Genomic DNA, 22,367 nt, shown 5'->3' with positions numbered 1-22,367 from the left:
TTTCTGCGCCTCTTGACTCTAAGGTCAGGCAACCGAGGCATGATTTCAAGCCCTTTTTGAAAATAAATTTCTTGTTGCAAATGCACGTTGAGGGCCGCGCAACCTCCTGCGCAACAGGCAATGCTTTGCTTATGAGAATTGAAATCATTACTATTGCAGCCCCGAAAATGCCCGGACCTCCGCCATGAAGAGCAAAGCCGCCGGCCTCCCACTCAGCTACCGCCTGGCCGTGGCTTCACGTTGCCTGGCCGCGTTGTTGGGCGGTTATCTGCTGGCGTCCATGGCCAGTGTCTGCATCGCGTTGCTGGCGCCCCTGTCACGGGTAGACGCGACGCTCATCGGCTTGCTGCTGTCGTTCGTCTTCTACCTGCTGGCCTTCATCTGGTGCTTTGCTTGCCGCAGCGCCTGGCGTGCCTGGCTGGGCGTGCTGTTGCCCAGCCTGCTGATGGCCATGGCCAGCGGGATTGCCTACTGGATGAAAACCCCATGAAAGAAGGCTTCCGCCAGGCCATGGCCTGGCTGCACACCTGGACCGGCCTGATCTTCGGCTGGCTGCTGTTTGCCATCTTCCTCACCGGCACGCTGTCCTACTTCAAGGAAGAGATCAACCACTGGTCCCAGCCCGAAGTGCGCCGCCATGCGCTCGACCCGGTCAACAGCCTAGGCCTGGCCCAGCGCTACCTGGAGGCCAATGCCGCGCACGCCGGCAGTTGGATGATCCGTTTGCCTAATGCCCGCGAGGCTGCGCTGAGCGTGAGCTGGCGTGACCCCGAGGCCGGGCGGCGCGGCTTTGTCAGCAAAAGCCTCGACGCGCAGACCGGCCAGCCGGTCGAGGCCCGCGACAGCCGCGGCGGCGAGTTCTTCTACCGTTTCCACTTCCAGCTCGAGATGCCGTATCCGTTTGGCCGTTGGCTGTCGACCTTCTGTGCCTTCATCATGCTGGTAGGCCTGGTCACCGGGATCATCACCCACAAGAAGATCTTCAAGGAGTTCTTCACCTTCCGCCCTGGCAAGGGCCAGCGCTCGTGGCTGGACGGGCACAACGCAATCGGTGTGCTGGTGCTGCCGTTCCACCTGATGATCAGCTACAGCAGCCTGGTGCTGTTCATGTACATGGTGATGCCTGCCGGCATTCTGGCCAGCTACAGCGGCAACACCGGCGATTACTTCAACGAGCTGTTCGGCCGTGACGATCCACCCAAGGCGGCCAACGTCGCGACGCCGCTGGTGCCGTTGCCGACGCTGTACGCCAAGGTTCAGGAACAAGTGCCAGGTGCGCGTATCGGCTACATCCAGCTGCACAACCCCGGCGACAGCAATGCCCAGGTCACCTTCACCCAGGCCTCCGCCGACAACATCGCCTACAAGCGCAGCGCCAAGTGGACCTTCGACGGCACCAACGGCGCGCTGCTGAGCCAAGGTGCGCCGGAGAGCGGCGCGATGGCGACGGCCTTCAGCTTCGCCGGCCTGCACATGGGCAATTTCGCGGGTCCCTGGCTGCGCTGGCTGTACTTCGTGTTCGGTGTGGCCGGCACGGCGGTGATCGGCACAGGCCTGGTGATGTGGCTGGGTAAGCGTCAGCTCAAGCATGCCAAGAGCGAGCACATGCCAAGCGAGTTGCGCCTGGTCGAGGTGCTCAATATTGCCAGCATGAGCGGCCTGCTGCTGGCGGTGGCGGGGTTCTTCTGGGCCAACCGGCTGGTTCCTGTGGCGTTGGAAGGCCGCGCCGACTGGGAGGTCAACGCCTTCTTCCTGGCCTGGCTGCTGTCGCTGGTGCATGCCGTGTTGCGTCCCGGGCGTCGCGCCTGGGGTGAGCAACTGGCGCTGGGCGCGCTGGCGTTCGCCTTGCTACCACTGGTCAATGGCCTGACCACCGGCCAGGGCCTGGATCATTCGCTGCAGGTTGGCGACTGGGCCATGGCCGGGTTCGATCTCACGGCATTGGCCGTCGGCCTGTTCCTGGCCTGGGCGGCCAGCAAGATGCTGCGCGCCCCCAAACCTGTGGCCAAGCGCGCCTCGCGCGCGGCAAAAAAACCGACTGCTGACGTGGTCGAGGTAGGCTGATGCTAGGTATTGCGCTGATCGGCTTCGCAGGCTTCGCTGCCCTGTGCCTGGCCATGGAAAAACACTTCAGCGACCTGCTTGGGTGCAAGCCGCGCCCGCAACAGGTGCGCTTGCTGCGCGTCGCTGGCTGGCTGCTGCTGATGCTGTCGCTGGTACTCAGCGTGCACCTGCGGGGCTGGGGCCATGGCCTGGTGGAGTGGATCGCGGTGTTGATGGCGGGGGTGACCCTCTGGGTGTTCGTCCTGCCGTACCAGCCACGTCTGTTGCTGGGCCTGGCCGCCGCCAGCCTGGTGCTGGGCCCGCTGCTGGCTGTGCTGGCGGGGTGACCGCTTGAGCCAGCCGCAAGACATGCGCGAACCTGACGCCGACAGCGCCAGCGGGCGTGCGCGTTTCGTTCAGGTGTTCCTGGCGCAGCGGGCGCGCATGGAAGCGTTGGTCAACCGCCGCGTCGGCTGCCGGGCCACGGCATCGGACCTGGTGCAGGAGTTGTTCCTGCGTTTCTGGCGCCGCCCCGAGGTCAAGGTCGAGGCACTGGACACCTACCTGCTGCGCTGTGCCGGCAACCTCGCCATCGACCACTTGCGCAGTGAAAGCAGCCGCGAGCGCGTGGCAGAAGCCACCCACGCCGTGGATGAGCAAGCCAGCGCCGCGGAGCCTGAGCAAGCCTTGGAGGTCGATCACGACCTGCAACGCATCGAAGCCGCATTGCGTGCCTTGCCCGCGCGTACGCGTCAGATCTTTCTGCTCAACCGCATCCACGGCTGCACGTACAGCGAGATTGCCACGGCCATGCAACTGTCCCAGAGCGCTGTGGAAAAGCATATGATGCGCGCCCTCGAAGCGTGCAAGGCGAGTATCGCCGAGCCCGCGTCCACCATGCGCAGGCCAGGGAGCGCCCGTCGATGAGCCGTCCGAATTCGATCACTGCCGCGCAGTCACAAGCCGCCCTGCAGTGGCTGATCCGCATCAACGAGCAGCCTGAGCAAGCCCAGGGCGCAGCGTTCAAACGTTGGTTACTGGCCGACCCGGGGCATCGCGAAGCCTATGCCCAGGCCAAGGCGCTGTGGCAGATGAGCGCGGTGCCGGCGGCGCGGTTGGCCGATGAAGAGCGCGAAGGCCTGCAGCAGTACCTGGATGCCATCGCCCGGCCACCTGCCCAAGGCCGTTGGCGGCAACGTGTCTCCGCCTTGGCGGCGGCAGCCTGCCTGGTGCTGGCGGTCGGCGTTGTGGGCGGTTGGCACCCCGGCTTCTGGTTGCAGGACCTGCAGGCCGACTACAGCAGCACAGGGCACGTCCGCCAGCTGACCCTGGCCGACAAATCGCAAGTGACACTGGACGCGGGCAGCGCCATTGCGGTCGACTTTGCGCACGGCGAGCGGCGAGTACGGCTGCTGCGCGGGGCGGCGTTCTTTCAGGTCACCCACACGGGTGAGCCGTTTCTGGTAGCCGCCGCGGGCGGCGAGGTGCGGGTGCTGGGCACCCAGTTCGAGGTGCGTGAGCAGGGTGATGGCGCGCAAGTCACGGTGCGCAGTGGGCGTGTGGCGGTGACACCGGTGCAAGGCGAGGTTGCCCGAGAACTGACGGCCAATCAGCAACTGGCCTACGTTGGCGGCCGGGCGGGCAGCACCCAGAGCGTGGACAGCGAGAGCCGCCTGGCTTGGCGCCAGGGCTGGCTGAATTACTATCAGGTGCCGCTGGCGCAGGTGGTCGAAGACCTTGGGCGCTATTACCCGGGGCGCATCCTGTTGCTTGATGGAGAGTTGGGGCAGCGCAAGGTCAGTGGCAGTTTCCCGGTGCAGGAGCCTTTGGCGGCGCTCGACTCGCTCGGCAAGGTGATGGGCTTTTCGCGGCAGACCGTATTGGGGCGTTTGACCCTTATCCGCTAGGCACCGGTCGCGCAAAAATTTTTCAGATAACGGATGAGGTAACAGGGCGTGGCATCCGTGTAATGAGTGGAAGTGCGATTCATTCGCAGTCAATACCCACTTACAGGTCAGCGTCCATGAAGTTCACCCCGCGTTGCGTCCCCCTCTGGCTCGGTCTTGCAGTGTTCCCGGTCATCGCCATCGCACCGCTGGCCAGGGCCGCCGAGCAGATGCAGGCGTACACCTTCGCCCAACCGAGCCAGCCCCTGGCCCCGGCGCTCAATGCTTTCAGCCGTGCCACCGGCCAGAGCGTGGTCTACACCCTCGAGCTTCCAGGCGTGCAAGCACCCGCCCTCAACGGTACGTTCAGCGCCGAGCAGGCGCTGCAGCAATTGCTGGGCACCTCCGGCCTGGCCTGGCGCCGCGTCGATGCGCGCACCCTGACCCTCGAAGCCGTGGGCACCGATGGGGCACTGAACCTGCAGGCCACCACTGTGACCTCGCAAATGGACGCTTACAGCTACCAGCCCCCGGCCAGTGCCTCGATCATGCGTGGCCAAGGCCCGAACCAGGACATTCCCCAGGCGATCAACGTAGTCCCGGCCCAGGTCATCCGTGACCAGGCCCCACGTAACCTCGATGACGCCTTGACCCATGTCAGCGGCATTACCCAGGGCAATAACTTCGGCGGCACCTCCGACACCGTGATGAAGCGCGGCTTCGGTGACAACCGCGACGGTTCGATCATGCGTGACGGCATGCCCATCGTGCAGGGCCGCAGCCTCAACGCCAATACCGAGCGGGTCGAGGTGCTCAAGGGGCCGGCCTCGTTGCTGTATGGCATCCAGGACCCGGGCGGGGTCATCAACGTGGTCAGCAAGCGCCCGCAACTGCAGCAGTACAACGCCCTGACCGTGCGCGGCTCGACCTATGGCAGCGGCAAGAACGGCAGCGGCGGCGGCTTCGACAGCACCGGGGCACTGGGCGACAGCCCGTTCGCCTACCGGCTGATCGTCGATCATGAGGATGAAGATTACTGGCGCAACTTCGGCGTGCACCGTGAATCGCTGGTGGCGCCGTCGCTGGCCTGGCTGGGCGAGGACACCCAGGTGGTGCTGGCCTACGAGCACCGCGAGTTTCGCTACCCGTTCGACCGCGGCACGGCATTTGGCAGCAACGGCCACCCGTTGGACATACCGGCCACGCGTCGCCTGGACGAGCCGTTCAACGACATGCAAGGGCGCTCCGACCTGTACCGCCTGGAGGTCGACCATCAACTGGCCGATGACTGGAAGCTGCACTTCGGCTACAGCTTCAACCGCGAAACCTACGATGCCAGCCAGGTCCGTGTGACCGGTGTAAACGAGGCCAAGGGCACGCTGACGCGCAGCATCGATGGCACCCACAACGCCATGAGCCGCGACCAGTTCGCCACCGTCAGCCTGGCGGGCAACGTCGAGCTGGGCGGCCTGCAGCATGACCTGCTGCTCGGTATCGATCACGAAGACCGCAAGGTGTTTCGTGGCGACCTGATTCGCCAGACCGCGCAGTCCAGCTTCAGCTATGTGAACCCGGTGTATGGCCAGGAAGTGGAGGGCAGCAGCGTGCGCGCCAGCGACAGCGACCAGACCGACAAACTGCGCACCGATGCCCTGTTCATGCAGGACGCGGTGCACCTGGACGACCACTGGATTGTGGTGGCCGGCGCGCGCTTCCAGCAGTTCGACCAGTACGCCGGGCGCGGCCGCCCGTTCAAGGCCAATACCGACACCAGCGGCCAGGCCTGGGTGCCGCATGCCGGCATCGTCTACAAGGTCGATGACCAGCTGTCGTTCTATGGCAGTTACAGCGAGTCGTTCAAGCCCAACTCCAGCATTGCGCCGCTGACCGGCGGCGTGGTGCTGGACGCCTCGGTGGCGCCGGAGGAGGGCAAGTCGTGGGAGCTGGGCGCCAAGCTCGACATGCCGGGCAGCCTGACCGGTACCCTGGCGCTGTTCGACATCACCAAGCGCAACGTGCTGGTGGCCAATTTCGACAGCGGCACCGGCGAGACGGTCTACAGCAATGCCGGTGAGGTCAATTCACGCGGTGTCGAGCTGGACCTGACCGGGCAGCTCAGCGAACGCTGGAGCCTGATCGGCAGCTATGCCTTTACCGATGCCAAGGTGACCAAAGACCCTGACCTTGAAGGCAACCGCCTGCAGAACGTGGCCAGGCACAGCGGCTCGTTGTCGGCGGTGTATGACTTTGGCAGCCTGTTCGGCGCTGACCGCCTGCGCTTGGGTGCCGGGGCCCGTTATGTGGGCGAGCGTGCGGGGAATGCGACCAACACCTTCGACCTGCCGAGCTATACCGTGGCCGATGCCTTTGCCACGTATGAGACCAAGCTCGACGAACACAACGTGCGCCTGCAACTGAATGTGAAGAACCTGTTCGACAAGGTGTACTACAGCTCGGCGGTGAACCAGTACTTCGTGGCGGTGGGGGATGCGCGGCAGGTGAGCCTTTCCAGCACCTTGGAATTCTGAAGGGCTGCGCAGCGGCCCCATCAAAGGGTGAAGGCTGCACGATAGGCGCCGGGTGTCGCCCCGAGTGCCTGACGAAACCGGTTGCTGAAATGGCTGGCACTGGCAAACCCGCACAGCAACGCAACCTCGCCCAGTGGCAACTGGCCCAGGCGCAGCAACTGGCAAGCCCGATGCAGCCGCCGAGCCAGCAGGTACTGGTGCGGCGGCAAGCCGAAACTGCTGCGGAACATGCGCGCAAAGTGGTACTCGGACAAATTGCAGCGCACCGCCAGCTCGCCGAGGGTGATGGGCTGGTCCAGGTGCGCCTCGATGTATTCGACCAACTGTCGACGCAGGCTCGGCGCCAGCCCACCTTTCAACCGCAAGCCCTCACGTAGCCCAACCTGGCTGAGCACCGCGTGGTCGACGATCTCGTGCGCCAGGCTGCTGGCCAGCAAGCGCTCGCCGGGTTCATCCCAGTCCAGGCTGATTAATTGGTGAAAGCGCAGCGCCTGCTGCGGGTCGTCGAGAAACGTCGCCTCCTGCAACTGCAGCTCCCGCGGTTCGCGGTCCAGCAGGCGCACACAGCCGAGGGCGAACTGTGCCTCGCTGATGTACAGGTGGGCCAGGCGGATCTCGCCATTGACCACCCAGTTCGACTCGTGGCCGGCCGGCATGACGCACAGCTTGTTCGGCGCGCCCTTGTCGGCCGGGCGCTGGCGGCGAAACGTGCCGGTGCCATCGGCGATGTAGCACGACAGTGTGTGATGGCTTGGCGCCTGGTAGTCGCGGGCATCGTCGCGGTTTCGCCACAGTGCCGCAGCCAGGCCGTCGCCCAGGTGCGCGCTCAGCTCCAGACGGGCATGGGGCGAGGCGTGCATGGCGTTGAACACTTGCAACTGGGACAGTGGGGTCATGGGCGATTCCTCTGAGCGCCATCGTACTGCGAGTTGGCCGCGCAGGCAGCTAGCTGCAGTACAAAAGCGCAAGTTTGTGCAAGCGCGAAGGGGCCAGCAGGGCGAACACTGAGGGCCTCGGCGAGGGTTGCGCCCTCGATTCGCGGGGCAAGCCCGCTCCCACGGATGCGCCGCAGGTTTCGAGGCTGGGCGGTACCAGTGGGAGCGGGCTTGCCCCGCGAAGCGCCGGGCACCGATCTCGAAAGGCCCAAGGAACCACCGCCATGAACCTGTCCCTGTACTTGCTCACCGTCCTGATCTGGGGCACCACTTGGATCGCCCTGAAACTGCAACTGGGCGTGGTCGCCATCCCCGTATCGATCGTCTACCGCTTCGCCTTGGCCGGGCTGATCCTGTTCGCCATCCTGCTGCTCACCCGCCGCCTGCAACCGATGAGCCGCCGCGGCCACCTCATCTGCCTGGCGCAGGGCTTGTGCCTGTTCTGCGTCAACTTCATGTGCTTTCTCACCGCCAGCCAGTGGATCGCCAGCGGCCTGATCGCCGTGGTGTTCTCTACCGCGACCTTGTGGAACGCACTCAATGCGCGGGTGTTCTTCGGCCAGAAGATCGCCGCCAATGTGCTGGGCGGCGGCGCTTTGGGGCTGCTGGGCCTGGGCCTGCTGTTCTGGCCCGAACTCGGCCACCATGCGGCCAGTCGTGAAACCTTGTACGGCCTCGGCCTGGCGCTGCTCGGCACGCTGTGCTTCTCGGCTGGCAACATGCTGTCGAGCATGCAGCAGAAGGCCGGGCTCAAACCCATGACCACCAATGCCTGGGGCATGGTCTATGGCGCGGCGATGCTGACCGTGTATTGCCTGTTCAACGGCATCCCTTTCGCCATGGAATGGAACACCCGCTACATCGGCTCGTTGATGTACCTGGTAATCCCGGGTTCGGTGATCGGCTTCACCGCCTACCTGACCCTGGTCGGGCGCATGGGGCCGGAGCGGGCAGCCTATTGCACGGTGCTGTTCCCGTTGGTGGCGTTGAACGTGTCGGCGTTTGCCGAAGGGTACCAATGGACGGCCCCAGCGTTGCTGGGGCTCGTCGCGGTAATGGCGGGTAACGTGCTGGTGTTTCGCAAGCCTTCGCTCAAGCCAGCTGCCGTGTTGGCACGCTAGGAGGAAACCTCAGCCCTTCCACACCTGCGGGTTAACCAGGTCGCGCGGCCGCTCGCCCAGCAGCGCCGCACGCAGGTTGTCGATTGCCCGGTTGGCCATGGCCTCACGGGTTTCGGCGGTGGCCGATCCGATGTGCGGCAGGGTCAGGGCATTGGGCAGCTTGAACAGCGGCGACTCGCTCAGCGGCTCTTTTTCGTACACATCCAGGCCGGCGCCGCGAATAGTGCCGTTTTGTAGTGCGTCGACCAGCGCCGCTTCATCGACCACCGGGCCGCGGGCAATGTTGATCAGGAAGGCACTTGGCTTCATCAGCTTCAGCTCACGGGCCCCGATCAGTTTGCGGGTTGCCTCGGACAACGGCACCACGATGCAGACGAAATCGGCTTCGGCCAGCAGTTGTTCCAGGCTGCGCAACTGCGCACCCAGCTCTTGCTCCAGCGCGGTCTTGCGGCTGTTGCCGGCATAGATCACCGGCATGTTGAAACCGAACCGCCCGCGACGGGCAATGGCGGCGCCGATGTTGCCCATGCCGACGATACCCAGGGTTTTGCCATGCACATCGCTGCCGAAGTGGGCCGGGCCGACGGTGGCCTGCCACTGGCCGGCCTTGGTCCAGGCATCGAGCTCGGCCGTGCGCCGGGCGCAGCCCATGATCAGCGAGAAGCCGAGGTCCGCGGTGCTTTCGGTCAGCACGTCGGGGGTGTTGGTCAGGGCGATGCCGCGTTCGTTGAAGTAGTCGACGTCATAGTTGTCGTAGCCGACCGAGACGCTGGACACCACCTCAAGCTTGGCCGCGCCCTCAAGCTGCGCACGGCCAAGCTTGCGGCCGACGCCGATCAGCCCGTGGGCCTCGGGCAGGGCTTCGTTGAACTGGGCGCTGATGTCGCCGAGCTTGGGGTTCGGCAGGATTACGTTGAAGTCTTGCTGCAGGCGCTCGGCCATGGCCGGGGTGATACGGCTGAAGGCCAGGACGGTCTTTTTCATCGGGCAACTTCCACAAGAAAAGCTACAAGCTACAAGCTTCAAGCCACAAGAAAAAGCCACGCTTGCGACGATCTGCTTTTTCTTGCGGCTTGAAGCTTATGGCTTGCAGCTGCTTTCAGTTGGCGATCAGCACCTGATGGGTTTTCAGGTCTGCCTCATGGGCTGCAAGAATTTCCGGCAGCGAGTTGCGCAGGTACTCGACCCAGGTCTTGATCTTGGCATCCAGGTACTGGCGCGACGGGTAGATGGCGTACAGGTTCAGCTCCTGCAACCGGTACTCGGGCAGCACCCGTACCAGGCTGCCATCACGCAGGCCCTCGATGGCCGAATAGATCGGCAGCACGCCCACCCCCATGCCGCTGCGGATTGCGGTTTTCATGGCGTCGGCCGTGTTCACCTGGAACGGCGAGGTGCTGATGTTGACCATTTCCTGGCCTTCAGGGCCGTCGAACAGCCACTTTTCCAGCGGAATCACTGGGCTGACCATGCGCAGGCAGGCGTGCTTGAGCAGGTCGGCAGGCTTATGCGCGATGCCGTTGCGCGCGATGTAGGCGGGCGAGGCGCAGACGATGCTGTAGGTGATGCCCAGGCGCTGCGACACGAAGCCCGAGTCCGGCAGCTCGGTGGCCAGCACAATGGATACGTCGTAGCCTTCGTCGAGCAGGTCCGGCACGCGGTTGGCCATGGTCAGGTCGAAGGTCACGTCCGGGTGCGATTCGCGATAGCGGGCGATGGCATCGACCACAAAGTGCTGGCCGACCCCCGTCATCGAGTGAACCTTCAACTGCCCGGCCGGGCGGGCATGGGCGTCGCTGGCCTCGGCTTCGGCTTCTTCAACGTAGGTAAGAATCTGTTCGCAGCGCATCAGGTAGCGCTTGCCAGCCTCGGTCAACGCGATGCGGCGGGTGGTGCGGTTGAGCAGCCGTGTTTGCAGATGGGCTTCCAGATTGGAGACCGCCCGCGACACGTTCGCGGTGGTCGTATCCAGCTGCGCCGCCGCAGCCGTGAAGCTGCCAAGTTGGGCTACGCAACTGAAAGCACGCATATTTTGCAGGGTGTCCATGGGTCGCTCTCAAGGTAGAGGACAAAATTGTGTCACGAAGTAACGACGAAGTTATTAAAAGTTACCTTCGACCAAAGGCTGATTATCGCGCGTTTGGTAACAAAGATTCGCAGGAATATGCGCTTATCGCCAGTCCTGCGGCCCCCTAGAATTGCTCGGCCCCTCCACCTCTTCCTCGGGAAATCGCAGCTGTGCCGCGTCGCATCATCAGAACGCTTCAAGTGTTCAGTGCCTGTGCCCTTAGCCTCACCTTGAGCGGCTGTATCGGAACCTGGGGCATCGCCCCGCAAAGCAAGACGTTGCACGCCAACACCCTGACGACCGACGCGGCGATACGCGAAGCCGCCACTGACGCGCACTGGCCCGACCAGCAGTGGTGGCAGGCCTACCGCGACCCGCAGCTGAACCGCTGGGTTGCACTGGCCGTCGAAGGCAGCCCCAACCTGGCCATGGCCATGGCGCGGGTGCGCGAGGCCAAGGCCATGGCCGGTGTGGTCGAGTCGGCGGAAAAACTGCAGGCCAACGGCCAGGCGTCACTCAAGCGCCACAATTGGCCTGAGGACCAGTTCTACGGCCCTGGCGCGCTGTCGGGCGCCAATACCTGGGACAACAACGCCGCCCTCGGTTTCAGCTATGCCCTCGACCTCTGGGGCCGCGAACGCAATGCCAGTGAACAGGCCGTCGACCAGGCGCACATGAGCGTGGCCGAGGCCCGCCAGGCGCAGCTCGAACTGCAGAGCAACGTGGTGCGTGCCTACATTCAACTGAGCCTGCATTTTGCCCAGCGCGATATCGTCAAGGCCGAGCTCGAGCAGCAAGAGCAGATTCTGGCCCTGGCCAAGCGCCGGCTGGACGCGGGCATCGGTACCCATTTCGAAGTCAGCCAGGCGCAAGCGCCGCTGCCGGAAACCCATCGCCAGCTCGACAGCCTCAACGAAGACATCGCCCTGACCCGCAACCAGCTGGCCGCCTTGGCCGGCACGGGGCCGGGCGACGGCGCGCAGATCGAGCGCCCGAGCCTGACCCTCGGCGACCCGCTGAAGCTGCCCTCGGCACTGCCCGCCGAACTGGTGGGCCAGCGCCCGGACGTGGTGGCCAGCCGTTGGCAGGTGGCCGCGCAAGCCCGCGGCATCGACGTGGCGCATGCCGGCTTCTTCCCCAATGTCGACCTGGTCGGCAGCCTGGGCTTCATGGCCACCGGCGGCGGCCCGCTGGAGTTTCTCACCGGGCGCAAGTTCAACTACAACGTCGGCCCGGCCATCAGCCTGCCGATCTTCGACGGTGGCCGCCTGCGCTCGCAGCTGGGCGTCGCTTCGGCGGGCTACGACATGGCCGTGGCGCGTTACAACCAGACCGTGATCGGAGCGCTGAAAAACATCTCCGACCAGCTGATCCGCCGTGAGTCGATGAAAGAACAGTCGCACTTCGCCGCCGAATCGGTCGCCGCCGCGCAGAAGACCTACGACATCGCCATGGTCGCCTTCCAGCGTGGCCTGACCGACTACCTGAATGTGCTCAACGCGCAAACCTTGCTGTTCCGTCAGCAGCAGGTGCAGCAGCAGGTGCAGGCCGCCCGCCTGGTCGCCCATGCCGAGCTGGTCACAGCCCTGGGTGGCGGCCTGCAAGCGGGCCAGGACGTGCCGCAGCCAGGGCGCCAGGCTGCGCCGAAAACCCCGGCCACCCTGGCCGTTTTCGACAAGCAGCCGGATAACGCCGAATGAGCACTTCCAGTCTGCCCGTGCGCTGGCTGCAGAGCCTGGAGTGGCGCCGGGGCTTCTTTGCCTGGGCGCGCACCGATGGTGTGACCTGGGTCTACATCTTCAAGGTGCTGGCTGCCGCCTTCATCACCCTGTGGCTGGCCATGCGCCTGGAACTGCCGCAGCCGCGCACGGCGATGATCACCGTGTTCATCGTCATGCAGCCGCAAAGCGGGCACGTGTTCGCCAAGAGCTTCTACCGGGTGCTCGGCACCCTGGCAGGTTCGGCGATGATGGTTGCGCTGATCGCCATCTTCCCGCAGAACACCGAGCTGTTCCTGCCCAGCCTGGCCCTGTGGGTCGGCCTGTGCTCGGCGGGCGCCATGCGCTACCGCACCTTCCGTGCCTATGGTTTCGTGCTGGCCGGCTACACCGCAGCGATGATCGGCTTGCCGGTACTGCAACACCCCGACCAGGCCTTCATGGCTGCTGTGTGGCGGGTGCTGGAGATCGCCCTGGGAATTCTCGTTTCAACCTTTGTCAGCGCCGCGATTTTGCCGCAGTCGGCCAGCGCGGCCATGCGCAACGCCCTGTACCAGCGCTTCGGCGTGTTTGCCGGGGTGGTGGTCGAAGCCTTGCGTGGCGACAGCCAGCGTGACCGTTTCGAAACCAGCAACGTGCGCTTCGTTGCCGAGGCCGTGGGCCTGGAGAGCCTGCGTAACGTCACCGCCTTCGAAGACCCGCACATGCGCAGGCGCTCTGGCCGGCTGGTGCGCATGAACAGCGAATTCATGGCCATCACCACGCGCTTCAACGCCCTGCACCGGTTGCTCGAACGCCTGCGCGCACGTGGCCCATTGCAGATCGTCAGCGCCATCGAGCCCGGCCTGAACACCTTGGTCGCGTTGCTTGAACCCTACGTGGGCCGCGCCTTGACCGACTCGGACGCGCTGCGCCTGACGTTGGAGCTGGCCGCCTATAAAGAGGGCCTGCAAGCCCAGGTGCGTGGGCTGCGCACCGAGTACCAGCAGACCGACCCCAGCGAGTCCGACCTGCTCGACTTCCATACCGCTTTCGAGCTGCTCTACCGCTTCGTCGACGAGATGTACAGCTATGCCGAGACCCATGCCTCGCTGGCCGCGCACACGCATCAGCGCGAGCAGTGGGACGAGCCCTATGTGGCGCAGACCAGCTGGCTGGTGTCACTGGCGGCCGGTGTGCGCGCTTCGGCGGTGCTGTTGCTGTTGGGCAGCTACTGGTTGCTCAGCGACTGGCCCAGCGGCGGCATGATGACGCTGATCGCCACGGTCACCGTGGGCTTGTCGGCGGCTTCGCCGAACCCCAAGCGCATGTCGTTCCAGATGGCCTGCGGCACGGCGATCGGGGCCTTTGTCGGCTTCTTCGAGACGTTCTTCGTATTCCCCTGGATCGACGGCTTCCCGCTGCTGTGCATGGTCCTGGCGCCGGTCTTCGTGCTTGGGGCGTTCCTCTCGTCGCGGCCTGCCTATGCCGGTTACGGCGTCGGTTTGCTGGTGTTTTTCGCCATCGGTTCGGTGCCGAACAACCTGACCGTCTACGACCCCTACACCTTCATCAACGATTACATCGGCATGGTCATCGGCATGTTCGTCTGCGCCGCAGCCGGGGCGATCATCCTGCCGCCCAACAGCCGCTGGCTGTGGAGCCGGCTGGAGCAGGAGCTGCGCGAGCAGGTGCTGTTCGCCATCAGCGGCCGCTTGCGAGGCCTGGGCTCGGCCTTCGAGAGCCGCACCCGCGACCTGCTGCACCAGGCCTATGGCCTGGCGGCCGGCAAACCGCAGGTGCAGAGCGAGCTGATGGGCTGGATGTTCACCGTGCTGGAGGTCGGCCACGCCATCATCGAACTGCGCAAGGAGCAGGCCCGCGCGCCGATCCATCCGGCGTATGCCGAATCCCAGCCGTGGCGTCAGGCCATTCGCGTCATGGGCCGGGCGCTGGCGCGCTTGTTCCTGCAGCCCAGCGTCAGCAACCACGAGCGCGCCCTGGTGGCGGTGGACCATGCCATCAGCCGCGTGCAAGCCACCGATGAGCCGTTCGCCCGGCACTTCGACACCTCGGTGCTGCGCCGCGCGCAAAGCTACCTGCACTTCATCCGTTCTTCCCTGCTGGACCCTCAGTCGCCGCTGGCACCGGCGAAAGGATTGCACAATGCCCCGTGAAATCATGCCCCGTGAGATCGCCTTCCATGGCGTGTACATGCCCACCATGACCCTGATGTTCCTGTTCGCCCTGGGCCTGGCCTGGGGCCTGGACCGCTTCATCGCCAGCCATGACGGCTACCGCTTCTTCTGGCACCCGGCGCTGCTGCGCCTGAGCCTGTTCGTCTGCCTTTTCGGCGCCCTGGCGCTGTCTGTCTACTGGTGAGAAACCTTCGATGAAAAAGTTCTTCAGCCTGATCGCCACCCTGCTTGTGCTGGTGGCTGCCGTGGCGATCGGCCGCCAGTTGTGGCTGCACTACATGACCACGCCATGGACCCGCGACGGCCGTGTGCGTGCCGACATCATCAACGTCGCCGCCGACGTGCCGGGCTATGTGGTGGGTGTGCCGGTCAAGGACAACCAGCGGGTGAAGAAGGGCGACCTGCTGATCCAGATCGACCCTGAGCACTATCAGCTGGCCGTCGACCAGGCCAAGGCCCTGGTCGCCTCGCGCAAGGCCACCTGGGAGATGCGCAAGGTCAACGCCAAGCGCCGGGCCGACATGGACAACCTGGTGATCTCCAAGGAAAACCGCGACGACGCCAGCAACATCGCCAACTCGGCCCAGGCGGATTATCAACAGGCCCTGGCCGAGCTGGCGGCGGCCGAGCTGAACCTCAAGCGCACGCATATCGTGGCCACGGTGGATGGCTACGTGACCAACCTGAACATTCACAAGGGCGACTATGCGCGCACCGGTGAGGCGGTGATGGCGGTGGTCGATGAGCACTCATTCTGGGTCTACGGCTTTTTCGAAGAGACCAAGCTGCCGCATGTAAAGGTAGGTGATCGGGCCGAGTTGCAGATGATGAGCGGCGAGCGCATCACCGGGCATGTGGAGAGCATCGCGCGCGGTATTTATGATCGCGACAACCCGCAGAGCCGCGAGCTGATTGCTGACGTGAACCCCACCTTCAACTGGGTGCGGCTGGCGCAGCGGGTGCCTGTGCGGATTCACATTGATGAAGTGCCAGAAGGGTTTTTGCTGGCGGCGGGGACGACCTGTACGGTGGTGGTGAAGCCGGGGGAGGAGTGAGGTGTTTGCCCCAGTGTTCGCCGCAACCCTTCTGGCGCCCATGAGATCGAGCGCCGCCCGCGCGGCGCTCGATCTCATGGGCGCTGCAAAACTCAAGGCGAACCCTCGCAGGCTCACCCCAATCTCTACCCCGCAACCCCCACCAATACCGGCACCTCGACCCGGTCAATCACCTTCGCGCTGATCGACGGATCCAGCAACCGCCCCAATCGCGACAAATGCCGGTGCCCCATGATGATCAACTCGCACCCCAGCTCCTGCGCCTGGCCAACGATAACCTCCACCGGCTGCCCGGCCACCATGGCCCCTTGGCTGGCAAAACCCGCCTTTTGCAACACACGCACGGCATCCGCCACGGCGCTTTCGCCCAAGTGCTGCTCCTCGCAGGCAGCCGGGTATTCCTCCAGTTCCTCGGCGGTATAGGGCGCAGGTTGGTCGTGCACGGTAAAGGTGGTGTCGATGGCCAACAGCACGTGCAGTTCATGTTCGTCAGGGCGGCAGTAGCGGCGGGCGAGGGTGAGCAGGGCGGCAGCAGCAGGGGAGGCATCGATGGCAATCAAGACGGTGCTGGGCATGGGGATCCTTGGCTGAGGCTGAGTGATGTGCTTGCAGGTCCGGCCCTTTCGCGGGGCAAGCCCGTTCCCACTGGACTCCCAAAATGCCCAAACGCTGTGGAGTAAACTGTGGGAGCGGGCTTGCCCCGCGAAAGGGCCGGACCTGCCAATAACCCATTTATGGCCGAACATGCCCAGCAAATAAATGCCCCACCACGCAAGAGCGCATTGCGTCTGATGCAATCAACCAACCTGCTACCATCGCCTTTCCCACAGCTGTAACGGAAAACGGCCATGCAACTCCCGGACATGAACCTGCTCGTCGCCCTCGACGCCTTGCTTGACGAAGGCAGTGTGGTGGGCGCGGCGCAGCGCATGAACCTGAGCCCGGCGGCCATGAGCCGCACCTTGGGGCGCATTCGCGATGCCCTGGGTGACCCGATTCTGGTACGCGCCGGCCGTGGCCTGGTGCCCACCCCCCGTGCGCTGGCCTTGCGCGAGCAGGTGCATGGCCTGGTGGAGCAGGCTGGGCAGGTGTTTCGCAGCCGCGACGATGTCGACCTGGTGAACCTGGACCGTGCCTTCAACATCCGCACCAACGACCTGTTCATTGCCCTGTACGGTGCCCAGTTGCTGCGCATGATGCTGGCCCAGGCGCCGCGCACGGTGCTGCGTTTCGTGCCGGAGGGCAGTGGCGACGATGATGCGGTGCTGCGCAACGGGCACATCGACCTGATCATCAGCTCGGCCATCGAACTGGGCCCGGAAATCAAAGTGCAGAGCCTGTTCAACACCTACTTCGTGGGCCTGGCGCGTGTGGGGCACCCGATCTTCGACGCCCCGATCACTCCTGAGCGTTTTGCCGTCTACCCGCAGATCAGTGTGTCGCGCCGCGGCCGGGCCAATGGGCCGATCGATGAGGCGTTGGCCCAGCACAAGGTGGAGCGGCGCGTGGCGCTGATCACCACCAGCTTCCACTCGGCGATGTTCTCGTTGCCGGATTCGGACCTGATCCTGCCGATACCGGCCAATATCCTCAACAGCGTGCAGCGCTTGAAGCTGCCCTTGCGCTCGTTCGAGATCCCGGTGCCGCTGGCAAAAGTCAATGTAATGCAGGCCTGGCACCCGCGGTTCGACAACGACCCAGCGCATCGGTGGCTGCGCCAGACCTTGAGGGCGTGTGGCCGGTTGGACCCGTGAGCGCACCATCAATTGCGTCTGACGCAATATAAAGCTGCCAACAAGTCAGTTTTCGTCAGCATTCGATCTTCTTAGACTTGCTCCAGCCCTAAAATTGTTGCTGGAGATGTATCCCATGAGTTCCCTGACCGCGCCTTCTGCTGCGTTGGCCGCCGCCCCTGCGCCGGCCGCCCCTGCGCAGTCGGCGTTCGGCCTGCAGGTGGTGGTGGGGCTGTTCGGCGTGTTGCTGGCGGTGTTGTGCGCCGGCCTCAACGAGGCAGTGACCAAGATTTCCCTCAACGACATCCGTGGCGCCATGGGCATCGGTGCCGACGAGGGCGCCTGGCTGTTGGCCGTGTACAGCGCGGCTTCGGTCTCGGCGATGGCCTTCGCACCCTGGCTCGCCACGACCTTTTCGCTGCGCCGCTTCACCCTGTCTGCCGTCGGCCTGTTCGCCGTGCTGGGCCTGCTGCAACCCTTCGCCCCCAACCTGCACAGCCTGATGCTGCTGCGGGTGCTGCAGGGTTTCGCCTCTGGCGCCTTGCCGCCGATGCTGATGAGCGTCGCGCTGCGCTTTCTGCCACCGGGCATCAAGGTCTATGGCCTGGCCTGCTATGCCCTGACCGCCACCTTCGGGCCGAACCTCGGCACGCCGCTGGCAGGCCTGTGGACCGAGTATGTCGGCTGGCAGTGGGCGTTCTGGCAGATCATCCTGCCGTCGCTGCTGGCCATGGCTTGTGTCGGCTGGGGCCTGCCGCAAGACCCACTGCGCCTCGAACGCTTCAAGCAGCTCGACTGGCGTGGCGTGCTGCTTGGCCTGCCGGCCATCAGTTGCATCGTCCTCGGCTTGTCGCTGGGTGACCGCTGGGGCTGGTTCGACTCGCCGCTGATCTGCTGGCTGCTGGGGGGCGGCCTGCTGTTGCTGGTGCTGTTCATGTACAACGAATGGTCCGAGCCGCTGCCGTTCTTCCAGCTGCGCATGCTCTCGCGGCGCAACCTGAGTTTTGCCTTGTTGACCCTGGCCGGCGTGTTGGTTGTGTTGTCTGGCGTGGGCACCATCCCGTCAGCCTACCTGGCGCAGATCCAGGGCTACCGCCCGGCGCAGACCAGCCCGCTGATGATGCTGGTGGCCATGCCGCAACTCATCGCCCTGCCGCTCACGGCAGCGCTGTGCAACCTGCGCGTGGTGGATTGCCGCTGGGTGCTGGCGATCGGGCTTGGCATGCTGGCGGTGTCGTGCGTGGGCTGCAGCCTGTTGACCTCCGAATGGATTCGCGGCGATTTCTACCCCTTCTACCTGCTGCAGGTGTTTGGCCAGCCGATGGCGGTGTTGCCGTTGCTGATGCTTTCCACCAATGGCATGACCCCGCAGGAGGGCCCGTTCGCCTCGGCCTGGTTCAACACGGTCAAAGGGCTGTCGGCGGTGATTGCCGGTGGCCTGCTGGATGCCCTGGGCACCGTGCGCCGGCATTTTCATTCCAACCACCTGGTCGACAGCCTGGGCAACGCGCCGTTGATCGATGGCAGCGCCACCGGCCTTGCCCGACGCATTCATGAACAGGCCCAGGTACTGACCTCGGCCGACCAGTACCTGGTGATGGCCTGCATCGCCGTCGCTTTGATCTGCCTGATCCCCTTCGTGCCTACCCGGATCTTCCCGCCGCGTGCGGTGGCTTGAGCCCGTGAATGAATTCGAGAACTTGAGATGACCAACAACCGCAAGACAATCATCATCGGCTCGGTGCTCGCCGTGGCCGTGCTGGCCGGCATCGTCGGCCCCTGGATGTTTGGCAGTGACCACCGCCAGCGCACCAACGACGCCTACGTGATCGCCGACTACACCGTGGTCGCGCCCAAAGTCGCAGGCTTTATCAAAGAGGTGCTGGTCGAGGACAACCAGCAGGTCAAGGCCGGCCAGTTGCTGGCGACCATCGATGCCCGCGACTACCAGGCCGCGCTCGACGCTGCCCAGGCGCAATTGCTGGTGGCCAAGGCGCAGAGCGCCGACGCCCGCGCCACGCTGGAGCGCCAGGCGGCACTGATCGCCCAGGCCGAGGCCGCGGTAAAAGCGGCTCAGGCCGAAACCGCCTTCGCCGATCATGAAGTCAACCGCTACAGCCGCCTGGCCGAGCAGGGCGCCGGCACCGTGCAGAACGCGCAGCAAGCGCGCAGTGGGGTCGACCAGGCCCGCGCGCGCCTGGCCAATACCCAGGCGGCCTTGCTGGCGACACGCAAACAGGTGGATATCCTCACCGCCCAGGTGGCCAGCGCCGATGGCCAGCTCAAGCGTGCTGAAGCCGGGCTGGAAAAGGCCCAGCTGGACCTGTCCTACACGCGCATCACCGCACCGGTGGACGGCATGGTCGGTGAGCGTGCCTTGCGCGTGGGCGCCTATGTCAACCCGGGTGCTCGCCTGTTGTCGGTGGTGCCGTTGCAGCAGGCCTATGTGGTCGGCAACTTCCAGGAAACCCAGCTGACCCACGTGCAGCCTGGCCAACCGGTGAGCATCACGGTCGACACCTTCTCTGGCGAGCAACTCAAGGGCCATGTCGAGAGTATTGCGCCGGCCACCGGGGTCACCTTTGCCGCCGTCAAACCCGACAATGCCACCGGTAACTTCACCAAGGTGGTGCAGCGCATTCCGGTGAAGATCGTCTTCGATGACGGCCAGGCGCTGCTTGCACGGCTGCGCGTGGGCATGTCGGTGGAAGCCACCATCGATACCCGTGGCGACAAGCTCGAGGGCAAAGAGGTGAGCGCGCGATGAAGCCAGCATTACGCTTGAGCCCGTTGTTGCTGGCTGTGCTCATGGCCGGCTGCACCCTGGGGCCGGACTTCCAGCGCCCCGCCAGCCAGGCCCCGCAACAGTGGGCGGCGCTGCAAGGCGAGGCCGCAGCAAGCCAGCCGCAAGCCGAGCCGCTGGAGCTGCGCTGGTGGGAAACCTTTCACGATGCCCGCCTCAGCGCGCTGATCCAGCAGGTCTCCGAACGCAACCTGGACCTGCAGATGGCCAGTGCACGCCTGCTGCAAAGCCGTGCCCTGCGCAGTACGGTGGCGGCGGACGAAGCGCCTTCGGTGGATGTGAACGCGGGCTACAGCCGTGCTCGCAACAGCGCCGAAGGGCTGAGCGACCCCTCTGGCCATGCCGGTAAGTCTGCCTTCAACCTGTGGCAGGGTGACCTGGTCGCGGGTTGGGAGCTGGACCTCTGGGGCCGCGTGCGGCGCCAGGTCGAGGCTGCCGATGCGACGGTCGAAGTGGCCGAGAACGACCGCCGTGGCGTGCTGCTGGCGCTGCTGTCGGAAACCGCCGGCAACTACATTCAATTGCGTGCGGTACAGCACACGCTCGATGTCACCCGTGACAACCTGAAGGTGGCGCAGCACAGCTTGAAGCTGTCTGAAAACCGCCAGGCCGAAGGTGTCGCCACCCGCCTCGACGTGGCCCAAGCCAGTGCCCAGGTCGCTTCGATCGAAGCCCGCCTGCCCAGCCTGGAGGCCCGCCGCGACGACCTGATCAACGCCCTCAGCCTGCTCGCGGCCGAACCGCCACGCAGCCTGCAGGCGCAGCTGCTTGAAGGCGGTGAACTGCCCGCGCCGCAACAGCAGTTCGCCATCGGCTTGCCGTCCGAGTTGGCTGAGCGCCGCCCGGACATTCGCCAGGCCGAGGCGCGGTTGCACGCGGCAACCGCCAGCATCGGCGTGGCCAAGGCCGACTTCTACCCGAGCATTCGGCTGTCGGGCAGCATGGGGTTCCAGGCCATGCAGCTGTCCGACTTCGGCGGCTGGGACTCGCGCCGCTTCGCCTTCGGCCCGCAACTGTCGTTGCCGATCTTCGAAGGGGGGCGGCTTAAAGGCACGCTGGAGTTGCGCGAGGCGCAGCAGCAGGAAGCGGCGCTCAACTACCGCAAGGTGGTGCTCGGTGCCTGGCACGAGATCGACGATGTGCTGCGCCTGTACAACGCCAGCCAGTTGCGCCGCGACCACCTGGCCGAGGCGGTGCGGCAGAACCGCATCGCCCTGGAGACTGCCCAGCGCCAGTATGTGGAAGGGGCGGTGGACTTTCTCAATGTGCTGACGGTACAGGGTGCGTTGCTGGCCAGCGAAGAGCAGTGGATCGACAGCTCGGCAGCGGTTTCCCAGGCCTTGGTGGGGTTGTACAAGGCGCTGGGCGGGGGCTGGCAGGCGTTTGATACTCAGCCGTCGAAAAAGGTATGACGGTTGCGCTGGCTGTGCTGGCCAAACATCAAAGCGGACGCAGCAGCCCGAACCGCTTGCGCAACACCCAGCCCAGCAGCCGCCGCGGCAACAGCCTGGCGATCAGCGGCAACGCTGTGCTGCCATTGCCCAACCTCACCACCGCAGGCACCGCCGTTTTGCGCGTAGCCGCCAGCACCCCTTGGGCAAACACCGCTGCCGGCGTCGGCCGGTCCTGCGACGCCCGGGCGCGTGCCTGGACGTACTCGCGCAGCGGCCACCACGGTGAATCCGCCGCCAGTACCTGCTCGGCCTGGCGCTGGGCATTGCTGGCGAACTGCGAGGCGATCGCCCCCGGTTGCACTTCCATCACCCGAATGCCAAACGGCGCCAGCTCCAGGCGCAGGGCATCGCTCAGGGCGTTGACCGCGGCCTTGGAGGCGCAATAGGCACCGGCGAACGGCGTGACCAGCACCCCGGAAACGCTGCCGATGTTCACCACCAGCCCGCGTGCGCGACGCAGCAGCGGGAACAGCGCGCGGGTCACGCCGACCACGGCGAATACGTTGGTTTCGAATTGCTGGCGCATGGCGTCTACGCCGCCGTCGAGCAGCGGGCCCATGGCGCCGTAGCCGGCGTTGTTGATCAGGATGTCGAGGCTGGCGTGGCGCGCTTGCAGCTCATCGGCCAGTTGCGTCAGGGCATCGCTGTCATTGACGTCCAGTTGCCGGGCGGTGAAGCCGGCAGCGGACAACTGCTCGACGTCTTCAGGCTTGCGGGCGGTGGCCCAGACCTCGTGGCCGGCATCGCGGAAGGCGTTGGCCAGGGCGCGGCCGATGCCGCTGGAACAACCGGTGATCAGGACGGTGGGCATGGGGAGGGCCTTGGGTCTGGGAATTGTGTGTGGCC

General features: G+C 65.1%; 20 protein-coding genes. 15 read left to right on the top strand and 5 right to left on the bottom strand.

Going from position 1 to position 22,367, the window contains the following annotated elements:
* Window positions 1–184 precede the first annotated feature (184 nt).
* The 6 genes from LJX93_RS22485 to LJX93_RS22460 all read left to right on the top strand — a co-directional run bounded on the left by LJX93_RS22485 (window position 185) and on the right by LJX93_RS22460 (window position 6,457).
* Window positions 185–490: a DUF3649 domain-containing protein gene (locus LJX93_RS22485; RefSeq protein WP_033702904.1), complete on the top strand. Its 306-nt coding sequence runs from the start codon at window positions 185–187 to the stop codon at window positions 488–490.
* A complete protein-coding gene (locus LJX93_RS22480; protein WP_033702903.1) occupies window positions 487–2,064 on the top strand; it encodes a PepSY-associated TM helix domain-containing protein in 1,578 nt (525 codons plus the stop codon). Before LJX93_RS22485 ends, LJX93_RS22480 begins: the two co-directional genes overlap by 4 nt.
* Window positions 2,064–2,390 (top strand): DUF3325 domain-containing protein, encoded by a 327-nt coding sequence (locus LJX93_RS22475; RefSeq protein ID WP_033702902.1) that lies wholly within the window; start codon window positions 2,064–2,066, stop codon window positions 2,388–2,390. Before LJX93_RS22480 ends, LJX93_RS22475 begins: the two co-directional genes overlap by 1 nt.
* A 22-nt stretch (window positions 2,391–2,412) precedes the next feature.
* Complete coding sequence (locus LJX93_RS22470; RefSeq protein WP_371856414.1) at window positions 2,413–2,970, top strand: RNA polymerase sigma factor; 558 nt, start codon at window positions 2,413–2,415, stop codon at window positions 2,968–2,970.
* Window positions 2,967–3,950 (top strand): FecR family protein, encoded by a 984-nt coding sequence (locus tag LJX93_RS22465; protein WP_227696427.1) that lies wholly within the window; start codon window positions 2,967–2,969, stop codon window positions 3,948–3,950. Before LJX93_RS22470 ends, LJX93_RS22465 begins: the two co-directional genes overlap by 4 nt.
* A 116-nt stretch (window positions 3,951–4,066) precedes the next feature.
* Entirely contained in the window at window positions 4,067–6,457 is a 2,391-nt protein-coding gene (locus LJX93_RS22460; protein ID WP_033702899.1) for a TonB-dependent siderophore receptor, read from the top strand.
* A 20-nt stretch (window positions 6,458–6,477) separates the two neighbouring features.
* Here LJX93_RS22460 and LJX93_RS22455 read toward each other — a convergent pair whose 3' ends face one another.
* On the bottom strand, window positions 6,478–7,353 hold the full coding sequence (locus tag LJX93_RS22455; protein ID WP_156311120.1) for a helix-turn-helix domain-containing protein: 876 nt from the start codon (window positions 7,351–7,353) through the stop codon (window positions 6,478–6,480).
* A gap of 263 nt (window positions 7,354–7,616) precedes the next feature.
* Here LJX93_RS22455 and LJX93_RS22450 point away from each other — a divergent pair, with 263 nt between their 5' ends.
* The gene (locus LJX93_RS22450; protein WP_033702897.1) at window positions 7,617–8,513 is read left to right on the top strand and encodes a DMT family transporter; all 897 of its coding nucleotides are present in this window, start codon (window positions 7,617–7,619) and stop codon (window positions 8,511–8,513) included.
* A gap of 9 nt (window positions 8,514–8,522) precedes the next feature.
* On the opposite strand, the gene LJX93_RS22445 is transcribed toward LJX93_RS22450, so the two are convergent.
* Window positions 8,523–9,497 carry a 2-hydroxyacid dehydrogenase gene (locus tag LJX93_RS22445; protein WP_156311121.1) on the bottom strand — a complete coding sequence of 325 codons (975 nt, stop codon included), beginning with the start codon at window positions 9,495–9,497 and terminating at the stop codon, window positions 8,523–8,525.
* A 115-nt stretch (window positions 9,498–9,612) separates the two neighbouring features.
* Window positions 9,613–10,560, bottom strand: a complete 948-nt coding sequence (locus LJX93_RS22440) for a LysR family transcriptional regulator (RefSeq protein WP_033702895.1) — start codon at window positions 10,558–10,560, stop codon at window positions 9,613–9,615.
* A gap of 191 nt (window positions 10,561–10,751) precedes the next feature.
* Between LJX93_RS22440 and LJX93_RS22435 the strand changes: the two genes are divergently transcribed.
* From LJX93_RS22435 to LJX93_RS22420, 4 genes are read left to right on the top strand one after another with little or no spacing between them, the layout of a single operon-like run.
* The gene (locus LJX93_RS22435) at window positions 10,752–12,281 is read left to right on the top strand and encodes an efflux transporter outer membrane subunit (RefSeq protein ID WP_227696426.1); all 1,530 of its coding nucleotides are present in this window, start codon (window positions 10,752–10,754) and stop codon (window positions 12,279–12,281) included.
* Window positions 12,278–14,455, top strand: coding sequence for an FUSC family protein (locus LJX93_RS22430; RefSeq protein ID WP_227696425.1), 2,178 nt, complete (start codon window positions 12,278–12,280; stop codon window positions 14,453–14,455). The genes LJX93_RS22435 and LJX93_RS22430 overlap by 4 nt, the downstream gene beginning before the upstream one ends.
* A gap of 4 nt (window positions 14,456–14,459) precedes the next feature.
* Window positions 14,460–14,660, top strand: a complete 201-nt coding sequence (locus LJX93_RS22425) for a DUF1656 domain-containing protein (RefSeq protein ID WP_027595286.1) — start codon at window positions 14,460–14,462, stop codon at window positions 14,658–14,660.
* A gap of 10 nt (window positions 14,661–14,670) precedes the next feature.
* Window positions 14,671–15,531, top strand: coding sequence for an HlyD family secretion protein (locus LJX93_RS22420; RefSeq protein WP_033702892.1), 861 nt, complete (start codon window positions 14,671–14,673; stop codon window positions 15,529–15,531).
* Window positions 15,532–15,656: 125 nt separating this feature from the next.
* On the opposite strand, the gene LJX93_RS22415 is transcribed toward LJX93_RS22420, so the two are convergent.
* A complete protein-coding gene (locus tag LJX93_RS22415) occupies window positions 15,657–16,106 on the bottom strand; it encodes a universal stress protein (protein ID WP_033702891.1) in 450 nt (149 codons plus the stop codon).
* A 273-nt stretch (window positions 16,107–16,379) separates the two neighbouring features.
* Here LJX93_RS22415 and LJX93_RS22410 point away from each other — a divergent pair, with 273 nt between their 5' ends.
* From LJX93_RS22410 to LJX93_RS22395, 4 genes are all read left to right on the top strand, one after another.
* Window positions 16,380–17,285, top strand: coding sequence for a LysR family transcriptional regulator (locus tag LJX93_RS22410; protein ID WP_227696424.1), 906 nt, complete (start codon window positions 16,380–16,382; stop codon window positions 17,283–17,285).
* A gap of 115 nt (window positions 17,286–17,400) precedes the next feature.
* Complete coding sequence (locus tag LJX93_RS22405; RefSeq protein ID WP_033702889.1) at window positions 17,401–18,942, top strand: MFS transporter; 1,542 nt, start codon at window positions 17,401–17,403, stop codon at window positions 18,940–18,942.
* Between the two features lie 27 nt (window positions 18,943–18,969).
* Window positions 18,970–20,031, top strand: a complete 1,062-nt coding sequence (locus LJX93_RS22400) for an HlyD family secretion protein (protein ID WP_033702888.1) — start codon at window positions 18,970–18,972, stop codon at window positions 20,029–20,031.
* The gene (locus LJX93_RS22395; protein ID WP_033702887.1) at window positions 20,028–21,479 is read left to right on the top strand and encodes an efflux transporter outer membrane subunit; all 1,452 of its coding nucleotides are present in this window, start codon (window positions 20,028–20,030) and stop codon (window positions 21,477–21,479) included. Before LJX93_RS22400 ends, LJX93_RS22395 begins: the two co-directional genes overlap by 4 nt.
* Before the next feature lie 28 nt (window positions 21,480–21,507).
* On the opposite strand, the gene LJX93_RS22390 is transcribed toward LJX93_RS22395, so the two are convergent.
* Window positions 21,508–22,332: an SDR family oxidoreductase gene (locus LJX93_RS22390; RefSeq protein ID WP_033702886.1), complete on the bottom strand. Its 825-nt coding sequence runs from the start codon at window positions 22,330–22,332 to the stop codon at window positions 21,508–21,510.
* Window positions 22,333–22,367 lie beyond the last annotated feature (35 nt).

Source organism: Pseudomonas sp. HN2-3 (genome assembly GCF_020691745.1).
GTDB lineage: Bacteria > Pseudomonadota > Gammaproteobacteria > Pseudomonadales > Pseudomonadaceae > Aquipseudomonas > Aquipseudomonas capeferrum.
The sequence above is the reverse complement of the archived record's forward strand: the minus strand, read 5'-3'. Positions and strand labels throughout refer to the sequence as shown.

Bases quoted from the DNA above. Each gene is read 5' to 3' on its own strand.
- LJX93_RS22485 (WP_033702904.1), top strand. From the start codon at position 185: ATGAAGAGCAAAGCCGCCGGCCTCCCACTCAGCTACCGCCTGGCCGTG.
- LJX93_RS22480 (WP_033702903.1), top strand. From the start codon at position 487: ATGAAAGAAGGCTTCCGCCAGGCCATGGCCTGGCTGCACACCTGGACC.
- LJX93_RS22475 (WP_033702902.1), top strand. From the start codon at position 2,064: ATGCTAGGTATTGCGCTGATCGGCTTCGCAGGCTTCGCTGCCCTGTGC.
- LJX93_RS22470 (WP_371856414.1), top strand. From the start codon at position 2,413: ATGCGCGAACCTGACGCCGACAGCGCCAGCGGGCGTGCGCGTTTCGTT.
- LJX93_RS22465 (WP_227696427.1), top strand. From the start codon at position 2,967: ATGAGCCGTCCGAATTCGATCACTGCCGCGCAGTCACAAGCCGCCCTG.
- LJX93_RS22460 (WP_033702899.1), top strand. From the start codon at position 4,067: ATGAAGTTCACCCCGCGTTGCGTCCCCCTCTGGCTCGGTCTTGCAGTG.
- LJX93_RS22455 (WP_156311120.1), bottom strand. From the start codon at position 7,353: ATGACCCCACTGTCCCAGTTGCAAGTGTTCAACGCCATGCACGCCTCG.
- LJX93_RS22450 (WP_033702897.1), top strand. From the start codon at position 7,617: ATGAACCTGTCCCTGTACTTGCTCACCGTCCTGATCTGGGGCACCACT.
- LJX93_RS22445 (WP_156311121.1), bottom strand. From the start codon at position 9,497: ATGAAAAAGACCGTCCTGGCCTTCAGCCGTATCACCCCGGCCATGGCC.
- LJX93_RS22440 (WP_033702895.1), bottom strand. From the start codon at position 10,560: ATGGACACCCTGCAAAATATGCGTGCTTTCAGTTGCGTAGCCCAACTT.
- LJX93_RS22430 (WP_227696425.1), top strand. From the start codon at position 12,278: ATGAGCACTTCCAGTCTGCCCGTGCGCTGGCTGCAGAGCCTGGAGTGG.
- LJX93_RS22425 (WP_027595286.1), top strand. From the start codon at position 14,460: ATGCCCCGTGAGATCGCCTTCCATGGCGTGTACATGCCCACCATGACC.
- LJX93_RS22420 (WP_033702892.1), top strand. From the start codon at position 14,671: ATGAAAAAGTTCTTCAGCCTGATCGCCACCCTGCTTGTGCTGGTGGCT.
- LJX93_RS22415 (WP_033702891.1), bottom strand. From the start codon at position 16,106: ATGCCCAGCACCGTCTTGATTGCCATCGATGCCTCCCCTGCTGCTGCC.
- LJX93_RS22410 (WP_227696424.1), top strand. From the start codon at position 16,380: ATGCAACTCCCGGACATGAACCTGCTCGTCGCCCTCGACGCCTTGCTT.
- LJX93_RS22405 (WP_033702889.1), top strand. From the start codon at position 17,401: ATGAGTTCCCTGACCGCGCCTTCTGCTGCGTTGGCCGCCGCCCCTGCG.
- LJX93_RS22400 (WP_033702888.1), top strand. From the start codon at position 18,970: ATGACCAACAACCGCAAGACAATCATCATCGGCTCGGTGCTCGCCGTG.
- LJX93_RS22395 (WP_033702887.1), top strand. From the start codon at position 20,028: ATGAAGCCAGCATTACGCTTGAGCCCGTTGTTGCTGGCTGTGCTCATG.
- LJX93_RS22390 (WP_033702886.1), bottom strand. From the start codon at position 22,332: ATGCCCACCGTCCTGATCACCGGTTGTTCCAGCGGCATCGGCCGCGCC.